This is a genomic window from Microvirga arabica (genome assembly GCF_016811235.1).
GTDB classification, from domain to species: domain Bacteria; phylum Pseudomonadota; class Alphaproteobacteria; order Rhizobiales; family Beijerinckiaceae; genus Microvirga; species Microvirga arabica.
The window spans coordinates 1-21,206 of the sequence record NZ_JAFBID010000027.1; the positions used below are offsets into that span (position 1 = coordinate 1).

A 21,206-nucleotide genomic window follows, 5' to 3' on the forward strand; every position below is an offset into this window, starting at 1 on the left:
CCGCTGCAACAACACGCCGGACAAGGTGCGCACCATCATCGGTGCACATCCCACATGAGTTCCGACGCTGTACTTAGCTCGAGGCTGCGGCCGGCGGAATTGCATTGCCAATAAGGACGGCAGCAGAGGCAACCAAAGACAGTATGCCCGCTGACCCCGCAGGCGCTTCAAGAATGGCCTTTTTCCACCCGCCACGATTGCTAGCTTGGCACGAGCTGCCTCTATCCACTCTGCAGGAGACTGCTGAAAAAGGCGGTCCCGAAGTCCGAGTTACTTCTGCTAAAAAAATGTTTCCGCGCAAGAAAGACACCGTGCCAATACCGCCCTGCGGGAGGTAGACATTCTTCGAGAGCAGCTTGTGGACGGGCTGGCACCCGCACATCACGTTGTCTATGCTGGCGCATGCCTATCTCACCATCGTGCGCCAGCACGCCATCGGGGAGAGTCCGCGTCAAGCGCGTCACCGTGCAGCTGCTGCCGTTCACCGTGCCCGAGGTGAAACAGCTGCTTTTGCATCTGGTGTGGGAGCGGCCACCTTCGGCTGCGGCAGTGGAGCACTGGTCGGTGTGGCATTGGCGCCATCAGCAGCGGGCGCGAGAATGCCACTGGCGCAAACGCACCCGCCGCCGACGTAAAACCTAGCTGTAGTATTAGTGGATTGTGGAATGGGAGGCGGGGAAGTACTGGTCGAAGGTAGGAAGACTCTCCACGTCTTGCGTCAATGCCGGAGGTTGTAAAGGCGGACCCTTTGTTGTAAAGGCACATAACCGTCCTCAGACCACCTGTTCCTTGATCTTTCGAACGCTTTCATCAGGCGCGGGACAGATCCAAGAGATCACCCTTGCAAGTCTGAGCTCGTGGGACGTGGATTTGCAACGTCGTCCCGCCCTAAATTCGCACGGAATTGGCTTTATGCGGGCGCGTTATGAAGGTCAGTTTCGTTTAAATGAGTGGATTTCTGGATGAATGCTCCCGCGCCCAAAGTCTCGTTCGTATCCCTAGGCTGTCCCAAGGCCCTGGTCGATTCCGAGCGCATCATTACCCAACTCCGCGCCCAAGGGTATCAGCTAACCAAGGAGCATGACGGGGCCGACGTTGTCATCGTCAATACCTGTGGCTTCCTCGACAGCGCCAAAGCCGAGTCCTTGGAAGCCATTGGCGAGGCCATGGCCGAGAACGGCAAAGTCATCGTCACTGGCTGCATGGGCGCCGAGCCCGAGCAGATCCGAGACCAGTTCCCGAATGTTCTCGCCATCACGGGCCCTCAAGCTTATGAGTTGGTGGTGTCGGCCGTGCACCAGGCTGTGCCGCCGGCTCATGACCCATTCGTGGATCTTATCCCGCCGCAGGGCGTGAAGCTGACCCCGCGCCACTATGCCTACCTGAAGATTTCGGAGGGCTGCAACAATCGCTGCTCCTTCTGCATCATCCCGAAGCTGCGCGGCGATCTCGTCAGCCGCCCCATCGGCGACGTGCTGCGCGAGGCCGAGCGGCTTGCCAAGGCTGGCGTCAAGGAACTCCTGGTGATCTCGCAGGACACCAGCGCCTATGGTCTCGACATCAGGTATCAGCCGAGCCTCTGGAAGGACCAGGAGGTCCGCACCCGCTTCTTCGAACTGGCCAAGGAACTGGGCGACCTCGGCATGTGGGTTCGCATGCACTATGTGTACCCCTACCCCCATGTGGACGAAGTGATCCCGCTGATGGCCGAGGGGAAGATCCTTCCCTATCTGGACATCCCCTTCCAGCACGCCTCCCCGCGGGTTCTGAAATCCATGCGCCGCCCCGGCAACCAGGAGAAGACCCTGGAGCGTATCCATAAATGGCGCGAGATCTGCCCGGACCTGGCCATCCGCTCGACCTTCATCGTCGGCTTCCCCGGCGAGACGGAAGAGGATGTGGATTTCTTAATGAAATGGCTGAAGGAGGCCAAGATAGACCGTGCCGGCTGCTTCCAGTACGAGCCCGTGCAGGGCGCGCCAGCCAACGACATCGCCGGTGCCGTTCCGGCCGAGGTGAAGGAGGAGCGCTGGCATCGCTTCATGCAGACCCAGCAGAAGGTCAGCGCCGAGATCCTTAAAAGCAAAGTGGGCAAGACCTTGCCGGTCATCATCGACGAGCAGGGCGCAACGGTCGCCACCGGCCGCACGAAGTACGACGCCCCCGAGATCGACGGCGCCGTCTATGTAGCCTCGACGAGGCCGCTGAAGCCTGGTGAGATCGTTAATGTGACGATCGAGAGCTCCGACGAATACGACCTGCACGGGACGGTGATCTGAGGCCCCTGCCCCTATGTATCGACAATCTGAGCGCTGCGGGTGATCAGTACGCCCGCAGCGCTCATGTCGTTTTGCGCCTTGGCAAGCGAGCCATCGGTGTCGATGGCCCGTGAGGCATCCTCGATCACATAAGTCTCGAATCCGGCCGCAGCTGAGTCGAGCGCTGTCCAGGCCACACAGAAATCGAGAGCCAGTCCCGCGCAGAATACCCTGCGGAACCGGCGTTCCCTGAGATAGCCCTCCAGGCCTGTAGAGGTTTGCCGATCCGCCTCCTTGAAGCCGGAATAGCTGTCGATCCCGGCGTTGTAGCCTTTGCGGATGACGAGCTGCGCATGCGGAATGTGGAGGTCTTGCGAGATCTCGGCACCCGGCGTGCTCTGTACGCAGTGGTCGGGCCAGAGCACCTGAGGACCATATGACAGGTCGGTCAGCTCGAAAGGCTGCTTGTCGGCATGGCTTGAAGCGAAGGAGGCATGTCCCTGCGGATGCCAGTCCTGCGTCAGCACCACGTGCTGGAAGGCTTTGGCGAGGCGATTGATGGGCGCAACAACGGCATCACCATCAGGCACCGCTAACGCGCCGCCGGGAAGGAAATCGTATTGAACGTCCACCACGATAAGGATGTCCTGCTCACCCGGCCTCACGATACCCTGTCCTTCCGATCACTGTTCCTCAGCCATGGAATATAGCGGCCCAAGCAAAAAGGGCAGCCGGTCTCCCGGCTGCCCCATTCTGCTGAAATCCGCGAAGGCTTATTTCGGGATCCTGTCTTCGATGCCCTTCACGTAGAAGTTCATGCCGAGCACCTGCTGGTCCGACAGGGCGCCCTGGCCCTTGCACTCGATCTCCTTGCCGTCCTGGCCGATGATCGGGCACTTGAAGGGGTTGAGCTGACCGGAGCGGATGGCGGCCTCAGTCTCTTGAGCCAGCTTCTTCACGTCGTCGGGCATGTTCTTGTAGGGCGCCATCACGACCATGTTGGAGGCCAGGCCGCCCCAGGTGTCCTCGGACTTCCAGGTGCCGTCGAGAACGGCTTTAGCGCGAGCGACGTAGTACTGGGACCAGTCGTCGATGATGGCGGTCAGCTGAGCCTTGGGAGCGAACCGCTCCATGTCAGAAGCCTGGCCGAAGCCGAACTTGCCGCGGGCCTCAGCGGCCTGGATCGGAGCCGGGCTGTCCGTGTGCTGGGCCAGCATGTCGACGCCCTGGTCGAGGAGCGCCTTGGCGGCATCGCCTTCCTTGGCCGGATCGTACCAGGTGTTGGCGAACACGATCTTGATCTTGACGTTCGGGTTCACCGACTGGGCGCCGAGGTAGAAGGCGTTGATGCCGGCGATCACTTCCGGGATCGGGAAGGCACCCACATAGCCGATGGTGTTCGACTTGGTCATCTTGCCGGCGATCTGGCCGATGATGTAGCGGCCCTCGTGGAACTTCGCCGCATAGGTCGAGAGGTTCGGGTTGCGCTTGAAGCCGGTGGCGTGCTCGAACTTGATGTTCGGATACTTTTTGGCGACCTTCAGGGTCGGCTCCATGAAGCCGAAGGAGGTCGTGAAAATCAGGTCATGGCCGGTGCGGGCCAGCTGCTCGATGGCACGCTCGGAATCGGCTTCCGGCACGCTTTCCACAAAGGTGGTCGTGACCTTGCCTGGAAAAGCCTTCTCGATAGCCTGACGGCCCTGGTCGTGCTGGTAGCTCCAGCCGTGGTCGCCCACGGGACCCACATAGATGAAGCCGATCTTGATCTTATCCTTTGGCTGGGCAACTGCGCCCGTGGCCGACAGAGCCAGGACCGTTGCTCCTGCCAAGGCTCCAAACACTTTCCCTGAAAACATGCTCGTTCCTTCGAGGTTAGGTTTCCAATATTCCGTCGCAGGTCTGGAGGCTTATGGCAAGAATTCCTCTGCCTACACTTTGGTCAGATGAACACCGGGTTGCTCACCGGTCAGGCACGAAGGGCACCCCTAGGGAACCGGGGGCTCCGATGGCCCGGCCATGCCGAATGGAGAGGAGCAGCAGGGCGACGATGGTGGCGAGATACGGCACCGCCGAGAGCACCTGCGATGGCACTCCGAATTGGGCGGCCTGGGCGTGAAGCTGCAGCACCGTGGCTGCCCCGAAAATGTAGGCGCCGACCAGCACCCAGCCAGGCCGCCAGGCCGCGAAGACGACCAGGGCCAGGGCGATCCAGCCGCGTCCTGCGGTCATTCCGGGCGACCAGAACCGGGTATACACGAGGGCCAGATAGGCCCCGGCCAGCCCAGCGCAGGCGCCCCCGAACAGGATGGCCCAGAAGCGCACCCGCCAGACCGGCAGGCCGAGCGCATTGGCCGAGGTGTGGTTCTCGCCGATGGAGCGCAGGGTCAGGCCCGAGCGGGTCCGCATGAGGTAAAGGCCGACCAAGACCGTCAGCACGATCGACGCATAGACGAAGAGATCCTGCTCGAAGAACAAACGCCCGACGATGGGAATGTCGCTTAAGACCGGGATGTCGACCGGCGCGATGGGATCGCGCCGCGCGCCGACGAACGGAGCGCCGATCAGTCCGGAGAGACCGAGACCTAAAATCGTGAGGGCAAGGCCCGAACCTGTCTGGTTCGCGGCAAAGCCGAGAACGAGCAGCGCAAAGAGCGCCGCCATGAGAGCGCCGGCCAACATGCCGGCGGCCACGCCCAGAAGCGTGGAGTCGAAGGTCACAGCAGCAGCGAAGCTGCAGGCGGCTCCCATCACCATCATGCCCTCGACACCCAAGTTCAGGACGCCGGAGCGCTCCGTCACGAGTTCGCCGAGAGCTGCGATCAGCAGCGGCGTGGAGGCGGTCACAATGGTCAGGAGAATGGCCTCGAAAGTGGTCACTTGCCCCCTCCCCGTGTCACAAAACGAATGCGGTAGCTGACCATGGCATCGGCCGCGAGCACGCATAGCAGCAGGATGCCCTGGAACGCCTGGGTGAGATCGAGGGGCAGCTTCAGCATGATCTGCGCGCTCTCGCCACCGATGAAGGTCAGGGCTACGACGAGAGAAGCAACCAGGATGCCGATGGGATTGAGACGCCCGAGGAACGCGACTGTAATGGCCGTGAAGCCATAGCCCGGGGAGATCGAGGGCTGAAGCTGGCCGATCTGCCCCGAGACCTCGGAAATGCCGGCCAATCCGGCGAGCCCGCCGGATATCGCGAAGACGGCCAGCGTCGTCGCCTTGGAGCTGAAGCCGGCAAAGCGGGCCGCCCTGGGAGCGTCGCCGGTGAGCTTGAGGCGGTAGCCGAACAGGGTTCGGCCGAGGATGACGGCCGTAACCACGACGGCGATAGCTGCGAAGACAGCGCCATAATGGACGCGGCCGGCCTCCAGGATCGGCGGCAAGGTAGCGGCCGGATCGAAGGTGACGGATTGTGGAAAGTTGAAGCCCTGGGGATCGCGCCACGGGCCGCGCACGAGATAGTCGAGCGTCAGCTGCGCCACATAGACCAGCATGAGGCTGGTCAGAATCTCGTTCACGCCGAACCGGGTCTTCAGGAACGCTGGAATCAGGCCCCAGAGAGCGCCGCCGAGGATACCAAGTAGGAGCATGAGCGGCAGCACCCAAAGTCCGGCATCGGTGCCATGGGTCCGAAGCGCGAGCCAGCCCCCAAGCACGGCCCCGATCACATACTGACCCTCTGCGCCGATGTTCCAGAGATTGGCGCGAAAGCAATAGGACAGGCCGATGGCGATGAGCGCCATCGGGGTCGCCTTCACGATGAGTTCCTGGAGCGACCAGGGATCGCTCAGAGGCTGGAGGACATATACATCGAAGGCGGCGAGCGGCGAACGGCCCATGAGCCAGATCACGAAGCCTGCGATCAGGAAGGCCGTGATGAAAGCCGCAATGGACGCGAAAATGCGCATCACCGTGGAAGAGTTGGTGCGAGGCGTCAGCTCAAACCGCATGGACGCCTCCCTGAGCCTGAGCAACGCCGAGCATCTCAAGACCCACGGCTTCCTTGGTCCATTCGCCGATGGGCTTCAGCGGACTCAAAGTGCCCTGGTGGATCACGGCCATCCGGTCCGCTACCTCGAACAGTTCGTCGAGATCCTGGCTGACCACGACCACGGCGCTCCCCTCCCGCGCCAGATCGACCAGCGCCTGACGGATGAGGCGGGCCGCGCCCGCATCGACGCCCCAGGTCGGCTGATCGACGATGAGGAGCTTTGGGCGTCGGATGATCTCGCGGCCGATGACGAATTTCTGCAGGTTGCCGCCTGAGAGCTTACGAGCCTGCGGGTCTCCTTCGGGCGTGCGCACGTCGAAGCTCTGAACAATGGACCGGGCGACCCGCCTAGCGGCATTCATCAGGATGAAGCCGGACCGGCTCACCTCGGTAGCCGCATGGGAAATCAGTGTGTTCTCGCTCAGACTATGGCTCGGAGCGGCCGCATGGCCCAGCCGCTCCTCCGGCACGAAGGCTGCGCCAAGGCGTCTGCGCGGATCGATACCCAGAGTGCCCGAGGGTTTGCCGTTGATGACGACGGACTCAGCCCGATCCGGCAGGCGCTCGCCCGACAGCGCGGCGAAGAGCTCGCTCTGGCCATTGCCCGCAACCCCGGCGATGCCGACGATCTCGCCGGCCCGTGCCACGAGGCTGATGTCGCGCAGCGCCTGCCCGTGTAAGCCGGCCGGCGGCATCGACAGGTTCGACACCCTGAGCATCTCCCCCTGCGGGTGATGCGGCGCATCGGTGCGGATCTCGCCCACTGCGCTGCCCACCATCAGGGCGGCAATCTCGCGGGCGCTGCTCGCCCGGGGATCGATGGTGGCCACAACCCGCCCTGCCCGCAGAATGGTGGCGCGGCGGCAGAGGCGGCGTACCTCTTCCAGCTTGTGGGAGATGTAGAGGATGGAGCAGCCCTCTGCCGAGAGCCTGTCGAGGGTCGTGAAGAGATGCTCGGCCTCCTGCGGGGTGAGCACCGAGGTCGGCTCGTCGAGGATGAGCAGGCGCGGGTTCTGAAGCAGGCATCGAACGATCTCGATGCGCTGACGCTCGCCGGCCGAGAGGGTCCAAACGGCCCTGTCCGCATCGAGCGCCAAACCGTAGGTCCGGCTGATCTCTCCAAGCTTTTCTCGAACCTTGGACAGGCTCCATTCGCTGGAGAGCGCCACGGCGATGTTCTCCGCCACGCTCAGCTCGTCGAAGAGCGAGAAGTGCTGGAACACCATGCCAAGGCCGAGCGCCCGCGCCTCGACAGGCGAGCCGATGGTCACGGGACGGCCTTGCCAGCGAATCACGCCGGCGCTCGGCTCGATCACCCCGTAGAGGATCTTGACCAAGGTCGACTTGCCCGCCCCGTTCTCACCCAGAAGGGCCTGAATCTCGCCCGGCTCGATCGAAAGATCGATTCCGTTATTCGCGAGAAGATCGCCGTAACGCTTGCTGATCCCTTTAAGTTCGACGAGGGGCGTTCCCGAGGGTGGTACGTCTGCCTTCACACAAGCGTCTCTGACTTAAAGGTTGAACCCGGGTCGGAATCTGCACATGAATGATGGCTCATACGGAAGCTGGCAAGCGCCGTAGAGGTCCGTCACTCCTTCGTGAGCCGATCATAGGGATGCGGCGCACCGGTCGGCAATGGCGAATCCATGGTTTATTGTGAGTCCGCTCCCCGTGCACAAAAATGGTTAAGAGGCAAGGCTTTGACCGAAAGCACCTATAACGTTGCTGTTGTCGGCGCTGGGGCCGTCGGCCTGAGCGCTGCCGTGGCTTTTGCCCGCGACGGCTTCAAGACCGTTCTGGTCGGAGGGCTCGATACGCGCCGGGATGGCCGCACTGTCGCTCTTCTCAACGGCTCGGTGCGCTTTCTGGAGGCGCTCGGAGCATGGCCCGCCATCGTTCGGGAGGCCGCTCCGCTCGAGACCATGCGGATCGTCGACGACACGGGCAGCCTGTTCCGTCCTCCTCCGGCCTCGTTCCGGGCCGGAGAGATCGGCCTCGACGCCTTCGGATGGAACATCGAGAACACCGCCCTGGTCGAGAAGCTCGCCGAGGCAGCGCAGGCTTGCGTGAACCTGACCCACGTGCCGGAATTCGCAACCGGCTTCGAGGCGAGCGACACCGGAGCCAGCCTGACGCTGGCCGGTGGCGGAACCGTCAGGGCGAGCCTCGTAGTCGCCGCGGACGGGCGCAATTCCAAGCTGCGCCAGATTGCCGGGATTGGAACCCGCACCTGGTCCTATCCCCAATCCGCCGTGACCGTTATCCTCGCCCATGATCGGGACCACAGGGAAACCTCGACGGAATTCCATACCCGCCATGGGCCCTTCACGCTCGTTCCCCTGCCCGGCCGCCGCTCCAGCCTCGTCTGGGTCACGAGCAAGGCCGAGGCGGAGCGCCTGTCGCAACTCGACGAGGCGGCTTTGGCGGCCGCTATCGAGCGGCAGGCTCAGTCACACCTCGGTGTCATGCGCGTCGACGGCCCACGGGGCCTCGTGCCGATGACCGGCCTTTCGGTGAACCGCTACTGGGCTCGGCGGGTCGCTCTCGTGGGCGAGGCAGCCCATGTCTTCCCGCCCATCGGGGCGCAGGGCCTCAATCTCGGCTTCCGCGATGTCGCCTCCCTGCGGGATGCGGTCGTAGACGGGCAGAACGAGGGGCATGAGCCCGGGTCCGAGGAAACCTTGACCCGCTATCAGAGCAGCCGCGACCTCGATGTCCGCCTGCGGACGGCCGCCGTGGACGGGCTGAACCGTACTCTTCTAACCGGCATGCTGCCAACGGACTTCCTGCGCGGGGCCGGCCTCCTGGCGCTCAGCAATATCGGTCCTTTGCGCCGGGTTGTCATGCGCGAGGGGGTTCTGCCGCGGGTGGGCGCTCCCCGGCTGATGCAGGGCGCTTCGACCGGTTAGGGAAACAGGTCGTAAGGCATGGCGCCTGTCTTGGTGATGTAGAGGATGACGGTCAGGGTCAGCATCGAGACAATCGTGCCGATGAGCACGCAGGCCGAGGCGCGTTCCACGCCCACGTTGTACTGGGTCGAAATGACGAAGATGTTCAGCGCCGGCGGCAGCGCCGCCATGATGACCGCCGCATAGATCCAGGCGGGGCCGAAGTCGCCCAGGGCCGAGAGTACCACCCAGACGAGAAGCGGGTGGAGGATCAGCTTGATGAAGACCAGAACCGGCACCTCTCCGGGCATCTGCCGCAGGGGCCTCAAGGCCACGGTGACACCGAGGATGAACAGGGCGCAGGGCGCGGCAGCCCCCGCGAGCCACGTGACGATCTGGTCGGCGGCCTGGGGCAGTTGGAGATGCAGGTAGCTCGCCGCCACGCCGATGGCGGTCGCGATGTTGAAGGGGTGAGTCACGACACGCCAGACGATCCTGCGGATCGTGGCCGCAAGACTCAACTTCTCGACCCCGGCCAGGGACATGAGGAGCGGCACGACGGAGAACAGAAACAAGTTGTCGAAGACAAAGATCAGCACCACCGGGGCGCTGGCCGAGGCGCCGATCGCCGCAAGGATCAGCGGCGGCCCCATATAGCCGATATTCGAATAGGACCCGGCCACCCCCTGCATGACCGATTGCGGCAAGTCCCTGGTGTAGCGCCATCCGGTTGCGAAGGAGAGCGCGAAGGCGCAGAAGGTCGAGAACGTCGTCGCCAGGATGAAGGGCCAGTTCGCAAGCTCGTCCAGGGGCTTGTCGGCGATGAGCCGGTAGAACAGGCAGGGCAGCGCAACATAGATCAGGAAGAACTGCATCCATGCGAGCCCGGCTTCCGGCTGCTTCACCACCTTGCCGCAGAAGAAGCCGAGCCCGATGAGGCCGAAGAAGGGGGCGAGCAGGTTGAACAGCCCGATCAGGTCGGACATGGGCGGCTCCAGGCAGATGGACGGGCAGACGGAGGCGTGAGCATCTCTTCTGGCAAGGTTCCAACCTTGCGGCAATCCCACCTATCGGCAGACCCATAGTCCTAAAATGCAGGGCTGGCCGGGAAGAACTCTGCTCTCCTGATCGTGAGATGGGTGCGTTTGGAGATTTCCGTCCAGATGACTATATGAAGGACCAGGAGTTAAGACCATGAAAGCGAGTTCAGCCAAATTCGCGATCGGCCAGGTGGTCCGCCACCGGGTGTTTGACTTCAGGGGGCTCATCTTCGACGTCGACCCTGAATTCGACAACACTGAGGAGTGGTGGCTCTCGATCCCCGAGGAAGTCCGGCTCCGCAAGGACCAGCCCTTCTACCACCTCTTCGCCGAGAACGCGGAAACCGAGTACATCGCCTATGTCTCCGAGCAGAACCTTCTGCCCGACGAGTCAGGCGAGCCGTTGCGCAACCCGATGATCGGCGAGATGTTCACCCGCCAGAAGAACGGCACCTACAGGGCCCACCCAATCCTGGCGAATTGAGAACAAGCGCGCATCAAACAGAAACGCCGGGCTCATGGCCCGGCGTTTCTGTTTGATGAAAGCTGTCTGGCCTTACGGCTTGGGAGCTGCCTGGGCGGCTGGAGCGGTTGCACCCGGGGCGGCAGGCGTGCCCTGGCTCTGGAGCATGCGCTGGCGCATCTCTTCGCTCTTCTTCTGCAACTCTTCCTGCAGCTTCTTCTGCTGCTCTTCGAGCACCTTCGGGTCGATCGGGGGACCGTCGAAGGCCTTGCCGAAGCCGGCAGCCGGGACGGCGAAGGTGATCTCGCGGCCCATCTGGTTCTGCACGCTGACGTTCAGGTTGGCGCCCTTCTTCAGGGCGGCGATGAAGTCGTCCTTCACCTGAGCCTCGGCGAAGCAGCCGTTGGGCAGGCACATGACGTAGCGGCCGGCAACCGCCTGGCCTTGGTCAACCGTGAAGCGCAGGCCCGGCTGCAGGAGCAGGCCGAGCGGCATCACGAAGCGGGCAACCTTCTGCGGCTGCGCACCCTTCACGTCGTAGACGGCGAGAGCGAGAACCGGCTGGCCCTGATCGGACACGAAATCGCGGGTGGTGTAGCAGATCTCGGTGTTGGTGTTCTGGTCCTTGCCGCAGACCTTCGTCCATTCCGGCTGCGATGGTTCGGCCTTCACCTGCACGACGGTCGGACCGGCATTCTGCTGCGGCTGAGCGCCCTGGGCCTGGGCTGGAGCGGCGGGACGTGCCGGCTGAGCGGTCGGAGCGGCGGGACGTGCCGGCTGGGCTGCCGGAGCCGCAGGCCGTTGGGCCGGAGCGGTCTGAGCCGGAGCAGGTTGAGCCGGAGCGGTCTGGGCCAGAACGGGTGCGCTCACCAGAACGGCCAGAGCTGTTGCCAGGCCACGGGTCCCCCCCAGGCTCGCGAAGCGTGTCGCGAAAGACATGTCGTTAGATCCTCTTCAGTCGAAAGGTCGGCTTTCGAAGTGGCCGTTGATCCGGCGCGTTCTTAACCTGTGATGACGTGGTCAAATCCTCGCCCAATGTGGCGAAGACAAGACGCGTGGCGCTCCTTTAACCTTTCGTGTGGTAGGTTTCCAGTCACCCAGGGCAAAATTCTGTACAACATTGCTCAGGTGAGAATTGGCATCGGGAGAGCCATGGGCCGCTGGCTTATCAGAAATCTGCTGTTTTCGGCTGCTCTTGCCCTCGTGGCCTTCGGGGCCGCCGCCCAGGAGGCGCTGCCAGTGCGGCATGGCATCGCGATGCACGGGGAACCTGCGCTTGCGCCCGGCTTCGAGCACCTGCCCTACGCCGATCCGCAGGCGCCAAAGGGCGGCCGAATCACGTTGGCCCTGCAGGGGACCTTCGACAGCCTCAATCCCCTGATCGTCCTGGGCGTCGCGCCGGATGTGGTGCCGCGCTATGTGCTGCAGCCGCTCATGATGCGCTCCACCGACGAACCCTTCACGATCTACGGCCTTCTCGCCCGCTCCGTTGAGATGCCGGAGGACCGGAGCTCCATCACCTTCCACCTTGATCCCCGCGCCCGGTTTTCCGACGGCCACCCGCTCACGGCCGAGGATGTGCGCTTCACGTTCGAGATGCTGAAGAAGAACGGCAAGCCGTTCCATCGGTCGAGCTTCAGTCAGGTCAAGGCGGTCGACATCATCGATCCGCACCGCATCAGGTTCGATCTCTCGGGCTCCAATGATCGGGAACTGCCGCTCCTGATCGGGATGATGTCGGTGTTTCCGGCTCACGCGACGGATCCCGAGAGGTTCGACAAGACCACCCTCACTCCGCCCATCGGCTCGGGCCCTTATGTCCTCACCGAGGTCAAACCGGGGGAGCGGGTGGTGCTGACACGCCGTAAGGACTACTGGGGCGAGGATCTGCCCATTACCCGCGGCCTCTACAATTTCGACGAGATCCGATACGATTTCTATCGCGACGCCAATACGTTGTTCGAAGCCTTTAAGGCAGGGCTTTACGATTTCAGGATCGAGGGCGATCCGGGCCAATGGGCCACCGGCTACGACATTCCGGCCGTCAAGAGCGGGCGCGTCCTTCTCGAAACCATAGAGACCCGGCTGCCCAAGGGCATGAACGGCTTCGTCTTCAACACTCGCAAGCCTCTCTTCGAGGACGTGCGCGTCCGGGAAGCCTTGAGCTACCTGTTCGACTTCGATTGGGTGAACCGCAATCTCTACTTCGGGCAGCTCACCCGCTCCAACAGCTACTTCTCCGGTTCGGATCTTGCCTCCACGGGCCGCCCCGCCGATGCCCGCGAGCGTGTCCTGCTGGCAGAAACGCAATCGTCTGTCCGGGGCGACATTCTGGAAGGCCGCTGGGAACCGCCGGCAAGCGACGGCTCGGGCCGCGATCGGGACATGGCCCGCAAGGCGCTTGCGCTTCTAAGCGACTCCGGCTGGGTGCTCGAAGGCGATATCCTGCGGAAGAAGGGGACAGGCGAGCCCTTCACCTTCGAGATGCTGGTCAATTCCCGCCAGCAGGAGCGGCTCGCCCTCAACTTCTCGCAGTCCTTAAGCCGGATTGGCATTCAGGCGCGGGTGCGCCTCGTCGATGACGTGCAGTACTGGCGGCGCTTGGCCCGATTCGACTTCGACATGGTCCAATGGCTTTGGGCGGCCTCTCTCTCCCCCGGCAACGAACAACGTAACCGCTGGGGCTCCGCAGCGGCGCAAAGGAGCGGGTCGCATAACCATGCCGGAGTAGCCTCACCTGCGATCGACCGTCTGATCGATGCGCTGCTGGAGGCCAAGGGCCGGGAAGATTTCGTCTCGGCCGTCCGGGCTCTCGACCGTACCCTGCTGTCGGGCTTCTATGTGGTCCCGTTATTTTATCTGCAGGATCAATGGCTTGCCTACAGCAGCGATCTCAGGAGGCCTGAGACCGTGCCGCTCATGGGGACCAATATCGATATGTGGTGGAAGCAGCCTCGCTGATTCAAAGCGCACTCCGACGCGTCTATTGTTGAGCTTCCATTCATGTAGATGATGAAACTAATGCCCTGCTTCGACGTTAGGTGAGTACCTCCTGTCCCACTGTCGCGTCTAAATGCAGGGTATCGTCATGAACGCAATGCCGAAGGTCCTCGTTGTCGATAGCGGCGAGCGCCCCCCCGATGGCGCTCTGTCCGCCGAACTGGCCGGCATGGGTTATGCGAGCGTGACCACCCCCTTCGAGGCTGCCGACGACGTCCTGGCCCTGATCCCCAGCCCGGCTGCCGTCGTGCTGCAGATGCCCCGCCACGCCGACTGGGCGGAGCGCAGGCGCTTCCTCGACCTCGCCCGCCGTCTCCGCAAGAACCTGGGAGAGACCGGAACCCCGGTCATCATCACGGGAGGCGTGAGTGGAGCCGCCACGATGCTCCAGAACCAGCTCAGCGTGCGCGTCGCCGCAGCGCCGGATCTTTAGCCGTCCAAGAGCCGGAAGGCTCCTTCTTCCGTGACAGCCTCATCCTCGCTCGTCCTGAAGAAAGCGGCTGTTCGCGACACTGAACCGCCAAGGCTCCGATAGACCGCAATCGTGCTGCCCGGCCCTCCTCCCGTGTGTCCGCCCACATTGAGACCCGCGGTGGTATCGCCGGTCATCGTGCCCAGCCCATAACCGGGGTTCTGCCAAGGGCGCCCGGCAATGGGGCCGGGAAGTACGAACGGAGTGAGCATTTCCCGCAACAAGCCGAGCGTCAGCAGGCTGGTCTCCAGTAATCTGTCCAGCAGAAGCGCCGCATCTGCCACTGTCCCCACCATCAGGCCGTGGTAGACCCAGGCCGGGTGATAGCCCTTCGCGCTGCCCATACTGACATCCGCAAGATCCGCCCGGTCCCGTGCGATACGCGCGTTCCTGATCCCGAGCGGCGTCAGGACAAGCCGCTGCAGGGCGGCATTCAGGTCGGACCCGACTATGGTTTCGATCAGCTGGCCGACGACCAGATATCCGACATTGGAGTAGTCCCACCCCTCGCCTGCCGGATAGCGCAACTTTTGCGCGTCGAGCCGGTTCAGGAGTTCCGGCACTGGCCAAGGGTCGTCGCCGCGCCCGACCGCCTCATGGTAGGCGCGAAGGTCACCATAATTTGCCAGTCCTGAGCGATGTTGGAGCAGCTGGCGGAGGGTGTAGGGCCTGCCTTCGACCGGCTCATCCAGAGTGATGAGGCCATCGCGAATCAGCACCAGGGCTGCGGCGGCGAGAACCGTTTTCGTAAAGCTCCACCAGGGCACGAGGCGATCAGCGTCGCGGCTGTCGACCACGGCGCCCTTCTCAACCAAGGCCCAGGCTTCGATCATCAGGCCGCCTTCTTCTCCGCAATCCTGGCGAGGCTGCGCAGGATCGTGGTCGCCGCCTTGATGCGTTCGTCCGGCGTCTCGATGTCCCGAATGAACACGATCTTCATGTCCGGGCGTACCTTCGCGAAGGAGGCCTGCTCGGTGACATAGGAGATGAGGCCGGTCGGGTTGGCGAAGGAATTGTCGCGGAACGAGATGATGATGCCCTTTGGCCCGCCATCCACCTTCTCCACATTTGCCCGTCGGCAGAGCACCTTGATAGCCATGATCTTGAGCAGTTGATCGACCTCCGACGGCACTGGCCCGAACCGATCCACCAGCTCTGCCCGGAAGGCATCGATCTCCTGGTCGGTCTCGAAGGTGGAGAGGCGGCGGTAGAGGCCGAGACGCAGCTGCAGATCGGCGATGTAGCTCTCCGGGATCATCACCGGCGCGCCGACCGCAATGGTGGGCGACCACTGGTCTTCCGTCGGCTCCTCGATGCCGGCCTTGAGCTGCGCCACCGCCTCCTCCAGCATCTGCTGGTAGAGCTCGTAGCCCACTTCCTTGATGTGGCCCGATTGCTCCTCGCCGAGCAGGTTGCCCGCGCCGCGAATGTCGAGGTCGTGGGAGGCGAGCTGGAAGCCGGCCCCTAGGGTATCCAGGGTCTGGAGCACCTTGAGGCGCCGCTCGGCCTGCACGGTCAAGGACTTGTTGGCCGGCACCGTGAACAGGGCATAGGCGCGGGTCTTCGAGCGCCCGACGCGGCCGCGCAGCTGATAGAGCTGCGACAGGCCGAACATGTCGGCCCGGTGCACGATGAGCGTATTGGCGGTTGGGATGTCGAGGCCGGATTCCACAATGGTGGTGGAGAGCAGGATGTCGTACTTGCCCTCGTAGAAGGCCGTCATGACATCCTCAAGCTGGCCCGCCGCCATCTGGCCGTGCGCCACAGCCACCTTGGCCTCCGGAACTTCCTTGTCGAGGAACGCTTTCACGTCGCCGAGATCGTCGAGGCGCGGCACCACGTAGAACGCCTGCCCGCCCCGATAACGCTCGCGTAGCAGCGCCTCGCGGATGAGGAGTGGGTCGAAGGGCGTGATGAAGGTGCGAACCGCCAGCCGGTCCACCGGCGGCGTCGTGATCAGGGACAGCTCGCGCACGCCGGTGAGAGCCAGCTGCAAAGTACGCGGAATCGGGGTGGCCGATAGTGTCAGCACGTGGACCTCCGCGCGCAGCTCCTTCAGGCGCTCCTTATGGCTGACGCCGAAATGCTGCTCCTCGTCGACGATGATGAGGCCGAGATCCTTGAACTTGATGGCCTTGCCCAGAACCGCATGGGTGCCGATGACGATGTCGACGGATCCGTCCGCCAGCCCCTCCTTGGTCTTCTTCATCTCGGCGGCCGGCACGAAGCGGGAGGCCTGCGCCACGTTCAGCGGCAGACCCCGGAAGCGGTCGCAGAAGGTCCGGTAGTGCTGGCGCGAGAGGAGCGTCGTGGGCACCACGACGGCCACCTGCTTGCCGCCCATGGCGGCCACGAAGGCCGCACGCAGCGCCACCTCGGTCTTGCCGAAGCCGACGTCGCCGCAGACAAGGCGGTCCATCGGGCGGCCGGAACCCATGTCGTCCAGCACCGCCTCGATGGCGTTGAGCTGGTCTTCGGTCTCGTCGTAAGGGAAGCGGGCCGCGAACTCGTCGTAGAGCCCTTCCGGCGGCGTCAGCCGCGGCGCGTCCTTGAGGATGCGGGCGGCGGCGATCTTCATGAGCGCGCCCGCCATCTCGCGGATGCGCTGCTTCATCCGGGCCTTGCGGGCCTGCCAGGCTCCGCCGCCGAGCTTGTCGAGCTGAACCTCCGTCTCCTCCGACCCATAGCGGGTCAGGAGTTCGATGTTCTCCACCGGCAGGAACAGGCGGTCGCCGCCGGCATAGTGCAGCTCGAGACAGTCATGCGGCGCGCCTGCCGCTTCGATGGTCTTCAGCCCCTCAAAGCGTCCAATGCCGTGGTCCACGTGCACCACGAGGTCGCCGGGCGTCAGTGCCGCCACCTCGGTGAGGAAGTCCTGAGGCCGCTTGGATTTCCGCTTCTGGCGCACCAGACGGTCGCCCAGGATGTCCTGCTCGCTGATGACAGCCAGATCGGCGGTCTCGAAGCCCGATTCCAGGGGCCAGATGCCGACCGGAATCTCGTTGCGCGGATAAGCCAGCGCATCCGAGAAGCGCGCAATCGGCTTCGTCTGGCGCAGGTCGTGATCCTGCAGCACGTGACAGAGCCGCTCCCGCGAGCCTTCGGTCCAGGCACCGAGCATCACGCGCTTCTTGGCAGCTTGCAGGTCGCGGATGTGCCGGATCACCGCCTCGAACACATTGGCGTTCTCATCCGCCCGCTCGGCGATGAAGTTGCGGCCCTGCCGCGCCTCGCAGTCGATGACGAGCCGGCCAGAGGATTCCGGCAGCGCGAAGGGCGTCAGGCGTGCGAGCGGAAGGGCGGCAGTGCGCTCCGACCACTCCTCCGGCTTGAAATAAAGCGCATCCGGCGGCAGCGGACGGTAAGGCGCCACGCCCGCCTGGTTCTGGCCCATGCCCTCGCGGCGGGCATCGTAGTAGTCCTTCACCTGCGACAACCGCTCGGCGGCCGCATCATCGGACAGCGCATCGAATACCACCGGGACGCCTGGCAGATAGTCGAAAAGCGTGTCGAGGTGGTCGTGGAACAGCGGCATCCAGTGCTCGAGGCCGGGATAGCGCCGCCCCTCGCTGATCGCCTCATAGAGCCGGTCGTCGCGGGTCGGCGCCCCGAAGGCTGCCACATAGGCCTGACGGAAGCGCTTGATGCTCTCGGTGGTCAGCTGCACCTCGCTCATGGGAACGAGATCGAGAGCCCGCAGGGTGCCGACCGTGCGCTGGGTCTCCGGATCGAAGGCGCGGATCGACTCCAGGGCATCGCCGAAGAAATCCAGGCGAACCGGGTTAGGCAGTCCTGCCGGGAAAAGGTCGATGATGCCGCCGCGCACCGCGTATTCGCCCGTGTCGCGCACGGTCCCCGTCCGGAGAAAGCCGTTGGCTTCTAGCCAATTGACCAGCTGGGTCGTGTCCACCACGTTGCCAGGCGCTGCCGAGAACGTTTCCGCCGCGATGCGAGCCCTCGGCGGCACGCGCTGGACGAGGGCGTTGACCGTCGTGGAGAGGATGCGTGGCTTGTCCTCGGAGGTCTTGGAACGGGCGAGCCGCGCCAGGGTCGTCATGCGCTGCGCGGTGATCGCGGCGTTCGGCGACACCCGGTCGTAGGGCTGGCAGTCCCAGGCCGGGAAGGTCAGAATCTCGATTTCAGGCGCGATGAAGCCGAGGCTGTTGGCGAAGTTCTGCTGCCGCTGCCCGTCCCGGGCCACGTGCACCAGAACGGCCGGACCCTCTACCTGCCCCGAGAGGCCGCGAGCGAGATCGGCGACGGCAAGCGCATCGAAGCCGTCAGGTGTCCCTGACAAGGTGAGGCTTTGCCCCTTCTTGAGGGCGTCGAGGGCACGGGTCAGGGCAGGCTTCATGGTGAATATCAGGCCAGAGATCAAAGGGAACGCGGGCGTTTCCGCCCGGTTCGGAGGATGAGAGGTTTTACAGTGTCATCCCTGGCGGTCCATCAGGATCGGAAAGGGATCCATCGTGCAGGCGTGTGAGTGGATTCCCTTCCCCTCCGCTCCGGTCCGGCCGGGAATGACAATGTGTCAGCTGTGGATTGGCGACGTGTGGGTGTGGAACGCTTTGAGACGCTTGAACAGAGGTGTGTCGTAGTTCGAGGGCGTCTCGATCTCGCCGGTGATCCAGCCGAGCAGGTCCCGGTCAGTCACCTCGATCAGGCGCTCGAATTCGGCGAGGTCCTCCTCGGAGAGTTCCCCGATTTCCGCATCGGCAAAGCGGCCCATGATCAGGTCCATCTCCCGCATGCCCCGGTGCCAGGAGCGGTACAGGATCTGCCTGCGGCGAACGTCGAGGCCCGCGCTGCTGCGTGTCGTTCCGCTCATGACATTGCTCCGATCCGATAAGATTGCGTCGCCTCCGGGCGGCTTGATCGCTATATAGCTATCTCCCCTCGACTTACACCCCATTTGAATGTCACTGCGTCCTTCCATTCTCGATCCGCTCTTCGCCCCGGCCAACACCCTGCCGGGCGTCGGGCCAAAGATCGCCCCCCTGCTCGACCGCCTCCTCGGCGAGCCGGGCAAGCCCACGCGCGTTGCGGATCTCCTGTTTCATCTGCCGAGCAGCGGCATTTCCCGTGAGATGAAGGGCTCCGTGGCGGATGCACCGGTCGGCGAGCCGGTCACTCTCTCGGTCAGCGTCGTCGCGCACCGACCGCCCCCGCCCGGCCGCCGGGCGCCCTATCGGATTCTGGTGGAGGACGAGACGGGTGACGTGACGCTGATCTTCTTCAACGGCCAGAAGGCGCGTCTCGAAAAGATCCTGCCTGTGGGCGAGCGCCGCTACATCTCTGGAAAGATCGAGCTCTGGGATGGGCGCCGGCAGATGGTCCACCCGGACCGGATCCTCGATGATCGCGGCATCGAGAACCTGCCGGCCGTCGAGGCTGTCTATGGTCTCACCGAGGGCCTCTCCTCGCGCATGGTGGGCAAGTTTATCGGTGCTGCCCTTGAAAAGGTCCCGCATCTGCCCGAATGGCAGGACCCTGCCTGGATGGAGCGCAATGCCCTGCCGGATTTCCGACAGGCGCTGTTTGCTCTCCATCGGCCTGACAATGCCGCTCAGCTGTCCGAGGATGCGCTCGCCAAATCTTCCCCACGTCGGCGCTTGGCTTATGACGAGTTGCTCGCCTCCCAGCTGGCTCTCGCCCTCGTGCGAAGCCGCATGCGGCGGTTGCCGGGGCGGGTGAATGCGGGCGACGGGCGTCTGGTCGAGCGCTTGAGATCTGCCCTGCCCTTCGGTCTCACGGGGTCGCAGGAAAAAGCCGTCGAGGACATTCGCCATGATCTCGTGTCCGACAAGAAGATGCTGCGGCTGCTCCAGGGCGATGTGGGTTCGGGCAAGACCGTCGTCGGCCTGCTCACCATGGCGAGCGCCATCGAGGCCGGACGGCAGGCTGCCATGATGGCGCCGACCGAGATTCTCGCCCGCCAGCATTACGAGCGGCTTGCGCCAATGGCGGAACAGGCGGGGCTGACCATCGCTCTTCTGACCGGCCGCGAGAAAGGTGTCGCACGCAGGCACATCCTCGCGGGCCTTGCCGATGGCAGCATTCAGATCGCGGTGGGCACCCATGCCTTGTTTCAGGAAGGCGTGGCGTTCCACGATCTCGGCGTCGCGGTCGTCGACGAGCAGCACCGCTTCGGCGTGCATCAACGGCTGGCATTGGGCTCCAAGGGCGAGGCCGTCGACATTCTCGTCATGACCGCCACCCCGATCCCACGCACCCTGGCCCTCACCTATTTCGGCGACATGGACGTGTCGGTGCTGAGCGAGAAGCCGGCAGGCCGCAAGCCCATCGCCACGAAGCTCATCGCCATCGACCGCCTCGACGAGGTGGTGGGCGGCATCGGCCGGGCGATTGCCAGTGGCGATCAGGTCTATTGGGTCTGCCCGCTCGTGGGCGAATCCGAGTCTATTGATCTCGCGGCCGCCGAGGAACGGTTCGAGATGCTGCAAGGCTTCTTCCGCGACAAGGTCGGCCTGGTGCACGGCAAGATGGCTGGCCGGGACAAAGACGCCGCCATGGAGCGCTTCTCCAGCGGCGCCACCAAGATCCTAGTCTCCACCACGGTGATCGAGGTCGGCGTCGACGTGCCGAATGCCACCATCATGGTCATCGAGCATGCGGAGCGCTTCGGCCTCGCGCAATTGCACCAGTTGCGCGGCCGCATCGGACGCGGCTCGAAGTCCTCCACCTGCCTCCTCGTCTACAAGGGCCCGCTGGGTCAGGTCGCTCAGGCTCGTCTCGAAATGATGCGCCAGACGGAGGACGGCTTCCGGATCGCCGAGGAAGATCTGCGCCTTCGGGGCGAAGGCGAGGTGCTGGGCACGCGCCAATCTGGCACCCCGGGCTTCAAGCTGGCCCGGCTTGAGGTGGACGGCGATCTCCTCGGCGTGGCCCGGGATGATGCCCGCTTGATCGTGGACCGGGATCCAGATCTCGTGAGCGAGCGTGGTCAGGCGCTGCGGGTGCTGCTCTACCTGTTCGAGCGCGATTCCGCGATCCGGCTGTTGAGAGCGGGGTAGAACAACTCCCACTGTCATTCCGGGGACGCGTAGCAGAGCCCGGAATCCATGAACACGACG

Annotated in this window: 16 protein-coding genes; 6 read left to right on the forward strand and 10 right to left on the reverse strand. The window is 63.9% G+C overall.

Annotated elements, in window-relative coordinates; genetic code table 11:
* Positions 1 to 962 precede the first annotated feature (962 nt).
* Positions 963 to 2,279: a 30S ribosomal protein S12 methylthiotransferase RimO gene (gene rimO, locus JQC81_RS15050; RefSeq protein WP_203272619.1), complete on the forward strand. Its 1,317-nt coding sequence runs from the start codon at positions 963 to 965 to the stop codon at positions 2,277 to 2,279.
* Between the two features lie 11 nt (positions 2,280 to 2,290).
* Here the strand turns inward: rimO and pncA are convergent, their stop codons facing one another.
* From pncA to JQC81_RS15075, 5 genes are all read right to left on the reverse strand, one after another.
* Complete coding sequence (pncA, locus tag JQC81_RS15055) at positions 2,291 to 2,926, reverse strand: bifunctional nicotinamidase/pyrazinamidase (protein WP_203272670.1); 636 nt, start codon at positions 2,924 to 2,926, stop codon at positions 2,291 to 2,293.
* Between the two features lie 105 nt (positions 2,927 to 3,031).
* Positions 3,032 to 4,114 carry a BMP family ABC transporter substrate-binding protein gene (locus tag JQC81_RS15060; RefSeq protein WP_203272620.1) on the reverse strand — a complete coding sequence of 361 codons (1,083 nt, stop codon included), beginning with the start codon at positions 4,112 to 4,114 and terminating at the stop codon, positions 3,032 to 3,034.
* A gap of 103 nt (positions 4,115 to 4,217) precedes the next feature.
* Positions 4,218 to 5,135, reverse strand: coding sequence for an ABC transporter permease (locus tag JQC81_RS15065; protein WP_203272621.1), 918 nt, complete (start codon positions 5,133 to 5,135; stop codon positions 4,218 to 4,220).
* Positions 5,132 to 6,208, reverse strand: a complete 1,077-nt coding sequence (locus JQC81_RS15070; protein ID WP_203272622.1) for an ABC transporter permease — start codon at positions 6,206 to 6,208, stop codon at positions 5,132 to 5,134. The genes JQC81_RS15065 and JQC81_RS15070 overlap by 4 nt, the downstream gene beginning before the upstream one ends.
* On the reverse strand, positions 6,198 to 7,745 hold the full coding sequence (locus JQC81_RS15075; RefSeq protein ID WP_203272623.1) for an ABC transporter ATP-binding protein: 1,548 nt from the start codon (positions 7,743 to 7,745) through the stop codon (positions 6,198 to 6,200). Before JQC81_RS15075 ends, JQC81_RS15070 begins: the two co-directional genes overlap by 11 nt.
* Before the next feature lie 204 nt (positions 7,746 to 7,949).
* Between JQC81_RS15075 and JQC81_RS15080 the strand changes: the two genes are divergently transcribed.
* The gene (locus tag JQC81_RS15080) at positions 7,950 to 9,158 is read left to right on the forward strand and encodes a UbiH/UbiF family hydroxylase (protein ID WP_246520441.1); all 1,209 of its coding nucleotides are present in this window, start codon (positions 7,950 to 7,952) and stop codon (positions 9,156 to 9,158) included.
* Here JQC81_RS15080 and JQC81_RS15085 read toward each other — a convergent pair.
* Positions 9,155 to 10,123, reverse strand: coding sequence for an AEC family transporter (locus JQC81_RS15085; RefSeq protein ID WP_203272625.1), 969 nt, complete (start codon positions 10,121 to 10,123; stop codon positions 9,155 to 9,157). The genes JQC81_RS15080 and JQC81_RS15085 overlap by 4 nt on opposite strands.
* Positions 10,124 to 10,331: 208 nt before the next feature.
* Between JQC81_RS15085 and hspQ the strand changes: the two genes are divergently transcribed.
* Entirely contained in the window at positions 10,332 to 10,661 is a 330-nt protein-coding gene (gene hspQ, locus JQC81_RS15090; protein WP_203272626.1) for a heat shock protein HspQ, read from the forward strand.
* A 72-nt stretch (positions 10,662 to 10,733) separates the two neighbouring features.
* Here the strand turns inward: hspQ and JQC81_RS15095 are convergent, their stop codons facing one another.
* On the reverse strand, positions 10,734 to 11,579 hold the full coding sequence (locus JQC81_RS15095) for an invasion associated locus B family protein (RefSeq protein WP_203272627.1): 846 nt from the start codon (positions 11,577 to 11,579) through the stop codon (positions 10,734 to 10,736).
* Positions 11,580 to 11,792: 213 nt separating this feature from the next.
* Between JQC81_RS15095 and JQC81_RS15100 the strand changes: the two genes are divergently transcribed.
* Both JQC81_RS15100 and JQC81_RS15105 read left to right on the forward strand, forming a co-directional pair.
* The gene (locus tag JQC81_RS15100; protein WP_203272628.1) at positions 11,793 to 13,601 is read left to right on the forward strand and encodes an extracellular solute-binding protein; all 1,809 of its coding nucleotides are present in this window, start codon (positions 11,793 to 11,795) and stop codon (positions 13,599 to 13,601) included.
* Positions 13,602 to 13,728: 127 nt separating this feature from the next.
* The gene (locus JQC81_RS15105) at positions 13,729 to 14,073 is read left to right on the forward strand and encodes a hypothetical protein (RefSeq protein WP_203272629.1); all 345 of its coding nucleotides are present in this window, start codon (positions 13,729 to 13,731) and stop codon (positions 14,071 to 14,073) included.
* Here the strand turns inward: JQC81_RS15105 and JQC81_RS15110 are convergent.
* The 3 genes from JQC81_RS15110 to JQC81_RS15120 form a co-directional block, all read right to left on the reverse strand.
* On the reverse strand, positions 14,070 to 14,945 hold the full coding sequence (locus JQC81_RS15110; protein ID WP_203272630.1) for a serine hydrolase domain-containing protein: 876 nt from the start codon (positions 14,943 to 14,945) through the stop codon (positions 14,070 to 14,072). The genes JQC81_RS15105 and JQC81_RS15110 overlap by 4 nt on opposite strands.
* Positions 14,945 to 18,466 carry a transcription-repair coupling factor gene (gene mfd, locus JQC81_RS15115; RefSeq protein WP_203272631.1) on the reverse strand — a complete coding sequence of 1,174 codons (3,522 nt, stop codon included), beginning with the start codon at positions 18,464 to 18,466 and terminating at the stop codon, positions 14,945 to 14,947. Before mfd ends, JQC81_RS15110 begins: the two co-directional genes overlap by 1 nt.
* Positions 18,467 to 18,643: 177 nt before the next feature.
* Positions 18,644 to 18,940 carry an FAD assembly factor SdhE gene (locus tag JQC81_RS15120; RefSeq protein WP_203272632.1) on the reverse strand — a complete coding sequence of 99 codons (297 nt, stop codon included), beginning with the start codon at positions 18,938 to 18,940 and terminating at the stop codon, positions 18,644 to 18,646.
* Between the two features lie 88 nt (positions 18,941 to 19,028).
* Between JQC81_RS15120 and recG the strand changes: the two genes are divergently transcribed.
* Positions 19,029 to 21,146 (forward strand): ATP-dependent DNA helicase RecG, encoded by a 2,118-nt coding sequence (gene recG, locus JQC81_RS15125; protein ID WP_203272633.1) that lies wholly within the window; start codon positions 19,029 to 19,031, stop codon positions 21,144 to 21,146.
* Positions 21,147 to 21,206: the final 60 nt, after the last annotated feature.